The 13,614-nt window shown below is 47.6% G+C and carries 7 protein-coding genes and 1 pseudogene; all 8 read right to left on the bottom strand.

Going from position 1 to position 13,614, the window contains the following annotated elements; translation table 11 throughout:
• Position 1: 1 nt before the first annotated feature.
• The 8 genes and pseudogenes from QVE09_RS00815 to QVE09_RS00780 all read right to left on the bottom strand — a co-directional run bounded on the left by QVE09_RS00815 (position 2) and on the right by QVE09_RS00780 (position 13,540).
• Complete coding sequence (locus QVE09_RS00815; RefSeq protein WP_076211825.1) at positions 2–826, bottom strand: carbohydrate ABC transporter permease; 825 nt, start codon at positions 824–826, stop codon at positions 2–4.
• 22 nt (positions 827–848) lie between these two features.
• Entirely contained in the window at positions 849–1,715 is an 867-nt protein-coding gene (locus tag QVE09_RS00810) for a carbohydrate ABC transporter permease (RefSeq protein ID WP_036608294.1), read from the bottom strand.
• A gap of 67 nt (positions 1,716–1,782) precedes the next feature.
• Positions 1,783–3,162: an extracellular solute-binding protein gene (locus QVE09_RS00805; RefSeq protein WP_315935232.1), complete on the bottom strand. Its 1,380-nt coding sequence runs from the start codon at positions 3,160–3,162 to the stop codon at positions 1,783–1,785.
• Between the two features lie 79 nt (positions 3,163–3,241).
• Positions 3,242–4,543: a glycoside hydrolase family 125 protein gene (locus tag QVE09_RS00800; protein WP_315935231.1), complete on the bottom strand. Its 1,302-nt coding sequence runs from the start codon at positions 4,541–4,543 to the stop codon at positions 3,242–3,244.
• A 223-nt stretch (positions 4,544–4,766) separates the two neighbouring features.
• Positions 4,767–5,939 carry a GntR family transcriptional regulator gene (locus QVE09_RS00795; protein ID WP_315936068.1) on the bottom strand — a complete coding sequence of 391 codons (1,173 nt, stop codon included), beginning with the start codon at positions 5,937–5,939 and terminating at the stop codon, positions 4,767–4,769.
• A 110-nt stretch (positions 5,940–6,049) separates the two neighbouring features.
• Positions 6,050–6,196 (bottom strand): annotated as a pseudogene (locus QVE09_RS00790) (YheC/YheD family protein); the annotation flags it as partial.
• A gap of 79 nt (positions 6,197–6,275) precedes the next feature.
• Positions 6,276–11,522, bottom strand: coding sequence for a S8 family serine peptidase (locus QVE09_RS00785; RefSeq protein ID WP_315935230.1), 5,247 nt, complete (start codon positions 11,520–11,522; stop codon positions 6,276–6,278).
• Between the two features lie 653 nt (positions 11,523–12,175).
• Positions 12,176–13,540: an exosporium glycoprotein BclB-related protein gene (locus QVE09_RS00780; RefSeq protein ID WP_315935229.1), complete on the bottom strand. Its 1,365-nt coding sequence runs from the start codon at positions 13,538–13,540 to the stop codon at positions 12,176–12,178.
• Between the last annotated feature and the right edge of the window lie 74 nt (positions 13,541–13,614).

The following is a 13,614-nucleotide window of genomic DNA, read 5'->3' as shown; positions in this document are numbered from 1 at the left end:
ATTAACCTTTGGTTGCCCCTCCCATGCTGAAGCCCTTGGACATGTAACGCTGGGAGAAGATGTACAGCACAACCGAAGGCATCGTATAAAGTAGTGAAAATGCAGCCAATCTGCCGTATTCAACCATGCCGTGGCTGCCGAAGAATTGATAAATCGTGACTGATGCCGGAAGTTTCTCTGGTGTCTGGAGCAGGATGTATGGCACGAAGAAGTTGCCCCAACTTCCCGAAAAGGTAAATATCGCTATCGTTGCAATACCAGGCAACATCAATGGAGCTACGATTCGTCGCAAACCATTCCAGACGGACGCTCCGTCAATCCATGCCGATTCTTCCAGATCAATGGGCACCGAATCCATGAAGTTTTTCATCATCCAGATGCCGTAAGGAAGTGAGGATGCGGTCAGGAACAGCATCGTGGCGATGATGGAGTTTTGCATTTTGAAGAACAGAAACATTTGAAATACCGGAACCATCACGGCTGTAATCGGGAGAGCTGTCATGAACAGAATGGATAACAAGAAGCTTTTTTTGAATCTCATTTCATAACGGGATAAAGGATAAGCAGCAAGAACAGATACCAGAACAACCAATATCGCTTGTCCTCCCGACAGAATCAAGCCTACACCGAATGAACGAAGATTGCTCGAATCCCCGAGTACATCCTTAAAATTTTGAATGGTCCAGGTACTGGGCATTTTGATGCCCTGTTGCGCATTCGGGTCAAATGAAGCCAAAATGATCCAGAGCAGCGGCAATAAAAAACAGAGTCCTAGAAAGACTAGAATTCCGTACTGGATTTTGCGTTGAAGCCCATGTTTGACCATAGGGATCGAACCTCCTTCATGGTTACACTTTCACTTTCATGGATCGCATATAGAACAGGCTGGCGATAATGCCAATGAACAACAGAACCAACGAGATGGCTGTGCCGTATCCGAACTGATAGTTCACAAAGGCCTGGTTATACATGAAGATCGGCAAGGTTTGTGTTGAAGTACCCGGGCCACCACCGGTCATCGTATAGATCAGCGTGAACACACCCAGTGTCTGTAGGGTGACCAACATCATGTTGGTTACGATGGACCCTTTTACCATTGGAATCGTAATGTGTCTGACAATCTGGAACCCGGTGGCACTATCAATAATCGCAGCTTCTTCAACTTCCTTCGGGATATCATCCAGTGCCGACTGATAGACCATCATCGAAAAGGCTGTGCCGTGCCAGATATTCGCGATAATGACACTCACCATAGGGAAACTGAACAACCAGGAGACTGGATTCGCTCCAAACCAGCCGAGGATCTGATTCAATGAACCATTGTCACTGAAAAAGGCCACCATACAGAATGCCACGACAATCTCGGGTGTCACCCAACCGGCAATAACGATGATGCCAATGACCCGGCGGAACGTCACATTTTTCTCTTTCATTAGAAGGGCCAGAATGAACCCAAGCAATACTTGACCTATCACTGCGGAGAAAATGAGAAAGACCAGCGTGCGCCAGACACTAATGCGGAAGTCCGGATCATGGAACATATTAATGAAATTCTGGAATCCGACAAACTCCAGACTCTTGGCTGCCGCACCGGTCAGAGCCATATTCGTAAAAGCAAAGCAGATCGTCAGAATGATGGGAACAATGAAAAACACAAGTAATAACAGTACGGAAGGCATTAGAAACAGAAATGAGCCGGGTGCTTTCCTTTTCATAAGTCACTCTCCATTCGAACCGGAAAAAGGGGAGATTGTGCCTCCCCCTCCGAATATATCGATATCCTTATTTCTCTTCGATGCTGTCCGCGCCAAGGGAACGGGATACGTTGTCCTTCAATTGCGTAACTCCCTCTTCCGGCGTCAGCTTGCCAGAGGCAATACTCTCAACAATGCTTTGCAATTGTGCAGATACCGCTGCATATTGATCGTTCGCTGGACGGAAGTGGGCCACATTCAAGAGTTCTTGTGCTTCTTTTGTATATGGACGATCTGTATAACCTTCAACTTCTGTGGAATCATTACGCGGGCTGAGGCTGCCTTCCGCTACTACACGAGCAGTCGCATTTTCCTTATTCATCAGAAACTCGATAAATTTCCATGCCGCTTCCTTGTCTTTCGCTTGTGCAGGAACAGACCAAGCCCATCCTCCAGACATCGTAGTTGCCCCAGGTTCTTCCCCATTTTGTGTCGGGAATGGTGCAAAACCTATTTTCTCTTCGACGTTGGCGATTGGAGCAGCGCCATTCTCAGCCCATGTCGAACCTGCCCAGCTGCCATCTACAGCCATCGCCAGTTTGTCTTGTGGGAACTGTTGCTGGAATGCAATACTGCCAGCTTGTCCATTCAAGGCAACCTGCATGGTCGGACCTGTTTTATCCGTGTTAAACACTTGATCTATGAATTTGAAGGAATCCAGCAACCCTTGGCTGTTAACGACCCATTTCTTGGTGGTGTCGTCGTACAGCGTATCCGCCGTACCATAGAGCAGCATTTCCAGCGTTTGCATGGTGACACCTTCACCGTTTGCTTTGCCCACGATCATATTAAGTGGAGTAACACCCGGCAACTTTTGCTTGATCGTACGTGCTGCTTCGAGTACTTCTGCCCAGCTTGCAGGTTTGAATGGAACTTCAAGGCCTGCCTTTTCAAACAGTTCCTTGTTGTACCAGATTCCGCGTGTATCCGAGGTAGCTGGAACGCCGTACACCTTGCCGTCTTCGCCAGTAACCCCTGCCTTGAGGTTGTCGATAATGTGTTCTTCCCAATCGGGCCATCCCTGAACCTGTGTATCCAGCGGCTCCAGATATCCCGCAGCAGCATCGGATTTAATGATGGATGTATCTTCGGCAATGACATCAGGCGCCGTATCCGGCGACTTCATCTGCAAAACCATTTTGGACGTGTAATCACCCTCACTTGCCAGTACAGGCGCAATGTTGATTTTGATATCCGGATTTTCTTTCTCGAATTGATCCACCAAACCTGATTGGAAAAACTTCGTAAGTGTATCTTCAGATCCTGAAGAACGGAATGATACGGTGACTTCCTTCTTCCCGTCGCTGGTTGTGCCTGTGCTTGAGCTTCCACCCGAACAGGCTGTAGTTAGAATGAGCAAGGATGTCATAACTGCTGCTACCGGCATTTTCAATGATATTTTTCTCATGATTCGCTCTCCTCTTGTCGGAATTCAACGAACTCCGAACGTTATGATGTACTCGCAGGTTATCTCTTGCTTTCCTATCCTATTTCTGTACGCGAAATCCGCAATAATCCATCATCAGTTCACTAAAGAGCATGTTGGACCACGAAAACCATGGACGTGTATATTCATGTGGATTGTTGGCCGAAAAACCTTCATGGGTCAGTCCGGTATCCGCATCCGTTTGTTGGATGAGCTGGAGCAATCGTAGTTTTTCGTTGCAATCCTCTGTAGTTAGCCCCTGCATTGATAAAGCGATATGCCAGATGTATCCTTCAGGCGTATGCGGGCTACCGATTCCAGCAGCTGCAGTTCCCTCATAAAAATACGGGTTGTGTGACGATAGAATGAAACGGCGTGTATTCTGATACACCTCGTCGTTCTCATCAACATATCCGAGATAAGGCAAAGACAACAGGCTTGGCACGTTAGCATCATCCATTAGATTGTGATTGCCTTTCCCATCCGTTTCGTATGCATATATGGTTCCATATTCCGGATGTACAACAGTGCCATATTCCTGAATACCTTTGTTGATCTGTTCCTCCAACTGCTTAGCAGTCGCTGCCAGCATTTCATCCTCGAACACAGCTACAGCAATTTCCTGTAGATATCGAAGCACCACAACGGCGAACATATTGGATGGAATGAGATAACCATACTCACAGCGATCGTCGCTGGGACGGAATCCCGACCAGGTCATGCCTGTATAGGCTGTTTCAGTACCTCGTCCTTCACGACTGAGCGTATCGGTTTCGGGAGCATCCAGACGTTGGAACGTGTAGGGTGATTTCGTCTCATGATGCTGTTCCACTTGCCATAACTGCATGATGATCTGGGCTGCTTTACGGAACGTATCATTGAATTGAGTTGTTCTTCCCGTGTTCTTCCACAAGAGATAACTGAGCTGAATCGGATAAGCAAGTGAGTCGATCTCATACTTCCGTTCCCAGATCCAATCATTCATCTGCGTCAGATCTTCCTGATGTCCTTTCCCACTCTCTGTCTCATTAAAAGCGTTTGCATAAGGGTCCAGGAGAACATAATTCAGTTGCCGTTCAACCAGTCCAGCGATCATATCGGCAATATCTTCATCCTCTGAAGCGAGAACCAGATAAGGTCTGACCTGAGCGGCAGAATCACGTAACCACATGGCAGGGATATCTCCCGTAATCACAAAAGTTGTTCCATCTTCTTTGCGCTGAATTGTAGTCGCCATCGTATTGGTAAAACAGTTTTTGAACATTTGATTAAGTTCCGGATAATCCGGCATACGTTTGTTAACCTGATCAATCATGTTGTATATCGAGGGGGAAATGTCTTGATCATCTCTGGGTGTCAGCATGTTGTCCTCCTTATGTAATTCAGTTTGTTAACCGCTTTCATCATCCTAAAACGAATATAATGTTATGTCAATATATTTATTTGTATATTAGCATGTTATTTTAATTTAATAACACTAAATAATATACCATTTAAAGCAATTCTCCCCATTTTATCCGCACAAAAAAGAGACCCCGTTTCCACGAAGTCTCTGATTGAACACAATGAATATAAGGCCGCTAAAATTAACCCTTTTGTTTCACCATACTCGTTGATTTACCCTTCACCAAGCGGGCAGGCAGAACAACTCTGTTTACTGCCATTTCGTTGTTCTGCATACTTTGAAGCACCATTTCGAATGCTTGTTTCCCCATATCAAACTGGCTTTGTCGCATATGTGTTACACGGCTTCCTTCGGCAGCGTTTGGACTGTCAAAACAAATGATGGACATATCTTCAGGGATCTTCAGGCCAAGCCGATCCGCTGCCTGTTCTGCAAGTAAAGCAATATGATACTCCGCAGCAAAGAGTGCAGTAATCTGGGGGTATTTCTGCAAATGTTCAACCAGTGTCTCCACATCACGGACCTCGGCTTGAGGATCGAACACACTGGGCAATGTCGAAAGAAAAGATTCCAACCACAGTTCCCTGTTCACCAGCACACCTTGATCGTGATGAGCCTCAATGATGCCTTCAATTCGTTCTTCAATCGGTGTGGTGTTCGCCGGAGGCTGTGTCAGAAAAGCAATATGTCGGTGCCCGAGATCGAACAGATAATTCATCCCTTCTCGCGCCGCGCCTACATTATCCGTACTGACAGATGAAGCTGGAATGCCTTTCAGGTACCGGTCAATTAGAACAAATGGGAATTTGTTAACAACCAGTTTAAGAATTTCATCGCTGAAATATTCACCCTGTGCCGGGAAGATAATCAATCCATCCACTCCCAGTTCCAGCAATTCCTGAATGCTCTGTTCCTCCTGCTCGGGAATCCCGAAGGATCGTCTAAGTACGAGAAAACAATCATGCTCTCGCGAAGCTTCTTCCATACCATATAACAGTTCTGTACCATACATATCACTGAAGTTAGTAATGACCAGACCAATGAGCAGCTTCTTCTCCGGATCTTTAACCGCAGCACGTGGAGCAGGTCTGTTAGGTCTTTCTTGCAACACATCTGCCGTGTCGGCTACAAAAGAACCCCGTCCCGGCTGACGAACAATTAATTGTTCACTCGCCAGCATCTCAAGCGCCTTTTTCGTCGTAATCCGGCTAACTCCGAATTCATCACATAATTCCTTTTCCGAAGGAACACGCTCACCCACTTGATATTCATGAAGCTGTATCCGTTCACGCAAGGATTCAAAGATCTGTTCATACATCGGCTTGGATGCCGAGTCTTTCCCCAATACAAGCACCTCCATAAATACCCATACTTCTCATGTTCTACATCCTAATATATCATGTTATATCATTAATGTGAAGAAAGGAGACAACTCACCTGCTGTCATATTTGACTCGGTATCCATTATGGTCTGTTCTGGTGGTAAAATCGAATCACCTTGCGATACATCCTCTTGTCCTTTAACTGATTGAATATATATGGATCTGGCTTGGCATTCACTTCAATAATCCATGGCGTAAGATGTGAATCGAGATACAACAAAAAGCCGACAAGCCCTGATACCTCGGCTTATCGGCTTCTTGCTTAGATGGTCAAAACGCAGTTATCATCCGTGTCACACTTTGCATAATTAAGGTTGCAGACCCTCAGCGGACGGTGGACTCACTTCCGTTCCATTCTCTTCAGGGCTCGAATCTGGTTCTGGAACTGATTGTTCTTGTGCTGCGCTGACGAATAATCGTCCAGCTGCTTCAGCCTCTACTTTGTTGCCTGCTGCATCCTGAGCACGAATCACAATGACTCCACCCTCAAGAACAAGGGATGAAGGTGTTGTGTACGTACCTGTGTAATGACCAGGTTCAGTCTCCACCAATGGAACCTCTCCTGCCCCTTGGGCGTTCAGATTCAAAGGTAACTGAATACGGAAAGAAGCTTGCAGACCAGGTTTACTGTCAAACGAAACGGTGACACTCTCCCCTGATATGATTCGAACATCTTCAGCTGGCGTAATATTCGTAAGTTCTGGCAACGCCGTTTCCACATAGACGGTGCGGGTTACGGTTGTTTTGTTACCAGCGATATCCGTAGCTGTAATGGTAATTGTGTTCTCGCCTTCATTGACCAATACACGGTGACTGAAGCTTCTGTCTTTGCCCACTTGTACGGTTTGTCCGTTAACAGTTACCTTATCGAGGAATTGTTCCACGACATTACCCGTTACGTGAACAACTTCTGCATTGATGCGATCTCCTTGGGCTGGCGTAAGAATCGTCAATTGCGGTTTGGTCTGATCCAGAATAATGATGACGGGGAGTGAGCGGTCGGTCGTTTTCCCGTCCACCACTGCCTCGGCGGTAATCGCATTAATGCCAGAACGGAGTTTCACACCGTATGAGAACTTCCCATTTGCGACAGTTGTCGTGCCCGCCAGATCTTTGCCGTTGTAAATCTTGATCTGTGCGCCGGATGCCGGAGACGTTCCCGACACGGTGAAGGTCGATTGATTCGTATATGTGTTTGCAGGTACTGTGAGCACAGGTGCATTTACCGGATATCTCACGACTGCACGAATCATGTAGTTGCCTTCTTCTGCAGGTGCAGTGCTCCAGGCACCACCTACACGCTGCCAGCTTCGACCTGCATTCGTACCATTCTCATCGGTAGCCAGTCCCGGAGCGCTAGTTCCGGCTGCACTCTGTACATACACGATATAGAAATCACCCGTTACGATCACTGGTTCAGGGAATTCAACGGATGTCCATTGATCGTTACGAAGTGCAGTACCATCGAATGGTCCAGCCAGCTGTCGTCCCGGGGCTCCACCGGCACCCGATGCATCATAGACGGCATACTGGAACGCTGTACCTCCAGGTACAGGCCATTCGGTGTTCCAGAAACGGAACGATGCGCCCGTAAGTTGTGCAGTTTCCAGCTCAGGTGTCATTCGAACCGCCCAAGCATTATCCGCAGCGACAAAAGCTCTGGCATTCTCTGCTGTTCCATCATCATAAGCAATTTCCCCAGGGAATCCAATGAACGGTTTCAAGGCAACATTCGCCTCTACCGTACCATTACCAGGGACAGTCACAGTAACCGTTTTACTGTAATAATCAGCAGCCCGGATGGACAGGGTATAACTTCCTTCCAATACCTGAATAACGAAGCTGCCATCTGAACCCGTGCGAACTTCACCTACATTGGCATCTTCCACCACGAGAACGGAAGCATCAGCCAGTGGTTGTCCTGTCCGCTCATTCGTTACTACTCCTTCAATCTGTCCATGCGGGATTGCCTCCAGATTAAAGTTGGCTTTGGCTCCACCGCCATCGGTGATCGTTACCTGCTGAGTTCGAGGATAATATCCATATGCTTCAGCTTTTAACGTGTAATCACCTGCTACGTGTGTGAAGCTATACTTGCCTGTAGCTGAATCCGTCTTCACCGAACGCCCGGTTTCCAGTACGGTAACCGTTGCACTTGCAGGCAGGCTTTGCGGATTAACCGAACCTGTTCCTGGTTTTTCAACTTCCGGTTGTTGCTGTTTCGTTTTGTTAAATTCCGCTTTGTCAGTCCGCGAAATTTTGTACCATGGGTTATCATAGGACGGTTTAGGTTTGTCACTGTTAAGCACAACCGCACTGTCCTCGGTTACTGTCTCCGCAGCAACACCCAGTACACGGAAATCATCAATGAACCAGCCTGTCTTCACAACACTGTTGTCTGAGGTCAGACGGAACCGGAATTGAACTTCATTGCCGGTAAGTGCATCCAGATCATAAAATACGGGTGTCCATTGTTTACCGTTTGTACTATGTGAGAATTTGCCCAGTTCTGACCATGTGGTTCCATCATCCTTGGTGACTTCCACATAACCATAGTCGTATCCACTCTCAATCTCGTACCAATGATTAAACGTAAGTGTTCCTTCGGATACATCTGTCAAATCAATGACCGGAGATACGAGCGAATAGTTGGAGCCATTCTCGTACGTATTGTCGAGATCAGTCGCCCAGACATTCGGTGGAGAAACTGCGCTGGCAGGTCCCGTTACCGGAATGCCGCGTTCCCACTCATCTTTAGTCCCCGAATGAGTCCAGCCATTATCATCACTACCGTCAAAATGATCGATGTAGATGTCCTCAGGCACCTCCACTGTAATGGAGACCTCATTCGACTTGTCGCTTTCATTGCCACTATAATCCAGTGCGGCAACGGTATAGTAATAGGTCGAATCCGTAACTGTAGCCGTATCCGTAAACGTTGTTCCTGTTGCAGTTCCAATGGATTCATAACCTGCACCTGCGGTTGTGGAGCGATATACCACATAGGATTCGAGATCCTCATCGCTCGGACCCGTCCAGCTCAAGGCTACGTTGCCCAGAATATCAGCGGTCGCAGTCAATCCCGCAGGAGCTCCTGGAGCAAGATCATCCAGTTCTTCTACAGCGAAATCATCAATGTACCAACCAGCCTTTTGCACTGAATTATCACTCGTCAGATTGAACTTGATGAACACCTGCTGTCCCGCGTATTGGCGAAGATCCACATATTGTGTCTTCCAATTGCCACCTGTACCTGTGAAGCTTAACAGCTCTTCGAACACGTAATCGCTATCCTCGGAAGCAATGTATACCTTGCCGAAGTCGATGTTGTTCTCCAGATCATACCAGTGCTTGAAGGATAATAACGCCCCTTCCGGACTCTCGGTGAGATCAATTGGCGGCGCAAGCAGATATGCATTGCTATTCGCCACATAAGTCCCTTGCAGATTGGTTGCAATCACCTTGTCACCGGAGTATGCACTTCCAGGACCACTGCTTGGTGCTCCCCATACCCAGGTACTTCCGGTTCCGCCAGTGGTGAAGCCTAGTTGATCTTCTTCAAAATCCTGAAGATATCCTGGCTGAACACCATTGGACACAGCCACTTTGTATACCTGACTTTCGAACCCGTTGTTGCCGTAGTCGTTCACACGGATATAATACTCTACACCTTGTGGCTCAATGAGAAATGCCGGAATGGTCGCTGTGTACGTACCATCTTTGTTATCTCCATCGATCCGGTTCATCGGCAGATAGACATACTGGTTCGTACCTGTCGTTTTGGCAAAAGCCTCGACGGATACTACTGCGACGTTATCTGTCACATGAGCCGTTAGTGGTATGTCGATGCCTGTAAAGGCAGAATTAACAGGGGTATGTGCCAGTACCGGCTCTTCCAGATCATCTCCGGCTGTAACCACTCTGCCGGATACTGTGCCGATTCCTTCGAGTACAGAACCCACGGCATCAAGGGCATTAATAATGCCGTGACCGTAGCCGTTATTAGGAGATGTCGGATATTGACTATCTGTTCTCGGCGTGGCTGTATCTGTAATGATCTGCTCCAGCTGGTCCACCGTAAGGGAATGATTGGCCTGAAGCAGGAGTGCAGCAAGCGCAGTTGTATGTGGGCCTGCCATGGATGTTCCGTTCCAGCCTCCCTCATATACACCGCCCGGCACTGCTGAGCGGATATTCACACCAGGGGCAGATACTTCCGGTTTGATCTCACCATACGGGGATGGGCCCAGCAGGGAGAACGAAGCCAGATTTCCGTTGATATCGGTTGCTCCTGTAGCAAAACTTTCAGGATAGTTGGCCGGGTTAGCAACAGAACCAGGTCCGCCCGGGTTACCCAGTCTCACATTTCCTGCGGAGAATTCCGGGAAAATCTGAGCATCACGCCAGGCTTGCACCATTGGCCGGAACCATTCATCCAGTCCTGCACCTCCGCCCCATGAGTTGTTGACGACATCCGGTGCAAGTTCAGGATGCAGATTGCCTTCCGCATCCACCGGAGCGATCAACCATTGTCCGCCATCCAGAATAATGGCATCTGTTGTTTCCGGATTGAATATCCGTACACCAATCCACTTCGCACCGGGAGCAACCCCGATCTGGTTGGTGCCATCTGCTTCGGAGCCAACCATCGTACCCATCGTGTGTGTACCATGCCCGTCTCCGTCCGCAGGAAGTGAAGCATTACTGTGCGGATCATACCAGCTCAGTTCGGGATCAACGATATTGCCCGAAGCATCCAGTCCCCGCCATTTGCTGCGAAGCGCAGGGTGGGTATAGTCCACACCGCTGTCCAGATTGGCAACGACAATCCCTGTTCCATCGATGCCCCGATCCCACACGGCTGGCGCATTGATGTAATCCAGGTTCCATTCCACGTTCTCTGTCGCAAGCTTGTCCTTTGCAGCAGGCTCTTTGTCTTTGACTCCGACTGAAGAGTCTTTAGCTGGCGTTTGGACAGCATCTTTGGCTGGTGCCGCATTCGCCAGTTCTTTACTCACTTCAGCTTTCTGTAAGTATCTCGTCTCATTCGGTAGAATCTTTTCCACCTCAGGCAGCAGCGCAATCTGTTCCATGACTTCTTTGGTACTCGTTACTGCCAGTGAATTGACGATAAAATAGCTTTTATATTCTTTGACCTTGCCCAGGTCAACTTCCTTTTCCAGATAAGTTTCCAATGGATATTGTGTACGCGAGGCCGTTTCTCGCAGAGAGCTGACGACCGAATTTCGAACGGACAGCTTTGTGGCTGAAGCCGTTTGTTTGGCGATGGTCGCCTTTTCAAGGGCCTGTTTGGAGACTGCTGATGTATCCACCTGTTCCTTCATTTTCACCAGATAGGTAACATATTCACTACCCTCAAATTCTTTGGTCAACTTGGCGTTTACTTTGGATTCCGAAACTTTGGCGAGTCCAGATTTCATATCCAATTTGGATGATGTGGAGTTTTCAGCTGAAACCGGATGAATGATTGAAAATGCAAGGAGAAGCGAGAGCCCCATGGAGATGGGCTTGCGTAACCGATTAATCTTTATCAAACTTTTCCACTCCTTTTACCCGGTTTTTTAATTTAGTCTGGTACATATGCCCTTCTCTGCAGAATAAAACGGTAAAATAACCTTTATTGCGGATGAAATAGATGCACTGGATTTCACATAAAGCCTCACCTCCTTTACAGGTCTGGTTAGGGAACAATATGAGTCAGAAGAGATAACAGATCAGTCTATGATTTTTCACTTGGAAGTTTAGGAGATTTGGGTGTTTGAGTCATGCAATGAGAGTGAATGTCTATAAGCATTCATGTGGAAGGGTAATCTGGAGCGTTAGCAGAACGCTTGCTAAGGAGTGGTGGATATGAATTTCGATCGTAATTCGAGTGAGTAGATAAACATTTTAATTACATATAATAGTCGATTAGGGATTTAATTGGATATTATTGGTATAGTATAAAATCATTATTCGATATATACAAGCATTTTATTGAAAAATATAGAAAATAAGTCTTTTTAATGCTTTTATGTGTCTCATGTCGCTTACGTATTTCATCTTATTTTTCGTGTTTATGCATATTTTTGTTAAACAATAGATTGTAGTAGTTCTATATAACCAAGACCTGATACTCAAAATATCAAATCAAGAAAAAGAACGACATGAGAACTCTCATGTCGTTCATATCAAAATTTATATCTCATCATGTAATATTCACGCCGCCACTTGCATACCCGACAACCGTATTCACAAGTGTGAGTCCGGCTGCCGTTGCCGAGAACACCAGCAGCAGACGTGTCTGTGCAGTCACAGGTATAGTCAATCCGGTTGTTATGCCATTGGAGATGGTACCCAAAGCAATGATACCAGTGAGTGGAGGCGCCAGTGTAACGACGGCCCCTGGAACCGCAGTAAATGCATTATCCGGAGTAGGTGAACTGAATAATTGCGCAGTGATGGTCACCGTTGAACCGACCAAGGCCAAGTCTGCTGTGGTACTAAAATAGGCAGCAACGGAAGTGATAACGCCATCCCTTGGGACAGAGAACGCAAAGTTAATGAGTGGTCCGACAATTGTCCCCGTTAAATCAATCGTGCCACCCAGAATACTGACTCCGGTTGCCGAGCTTCCGAAACCAATGAGACTTGTGGTTCCTACCAGTCCACCAGCAATGGTTGTCAATATGGCAGGTCCGCCAGAAGCAAACGGTATGATGGCTCCTGAACCCGTAGCCCCAGTAACACCAGTGCTGCCAGTTACTCCCGCAATGCCAGTTGCCCCGGTTGCCCCTGCAATTCCGGCTGCACCCGTATTCCCAGTGACTCCGGTCGCTCCTGTAACGCCCGCTGCCCCAACAGCCCCTGTACTCCCCGTTGTACCTGTCGCTCCTGTTGCACCACCCGACGGGCCTGCAGCACCGGTTGCGCCGGTAGTACCGGTCGAACCTGCTGGGCCTATAGATCCTGCAGGACCTACACCACCCTGAGAACCAGCAGCGCCAGCCGGGCCTTGTGGACCAGGTACGCCCTTAGGACCCGCAGGGCCTGCAGGTCCAGCCGGACCTTGACTCCCTATGTTTCTAAGTCCTGTAGTGATAGCCAATTCGGTCGCCCGGATCAAAATGACCAGTTGATCTTTCTCAGCCGAATCGATATTTCCCTGTAAAACGACAGAGAGTAGCACATCCAGCAATTGCTGCAAATTGGTCCCCACACTGATCGGAGAGAATGGAACGGCCTCTACAGATACAATGGTAAGCTCCAAGACCGCTTCGAGGTCTGCCTTGGTTGCCTTTTTCAAATCCGAATGATGAATCAGGGCCAGTAATTTACGCAGTACCTCAATCAGAAGTGAAACATTGTGCGGAGTGGGATTGGCAAAAACCTGTACAATCGCTCCCTTCAACTCACCAATCAGCTTGAGAAGTAATTCGGCTTCTTTGTCAAAGCACTTAGGATGGTGGTTTTGCTGGTGGTTATGGTGGTGCTCTTGATGGTGGTCACGGTCCTCAGCTTTACTTTTTTTAAATCCGCTCCAACCCAATCTTATGCGTTTCTTTGGTTTCATCTGTCGAAATCTCCTCCTTAGTGAGTCAACTTACTACTTAGTACGAAGTCGGGCGAACCATACTGACAGCACTT

Source organism: Paenibacillus sp. ClWae2A (genome assembly GCF_032452295.1).
Taxonomy (GTDB): Bacteria; Bacillota; Bacilli; order Paenibacillales; family Paenibacillaceae; genus Paenibacillus.
The sequence above is the reverse complement of the archived record's forward strand: the minus strand, read 5'-3'. Positions and strand labels throughout refer to the sequence as shown.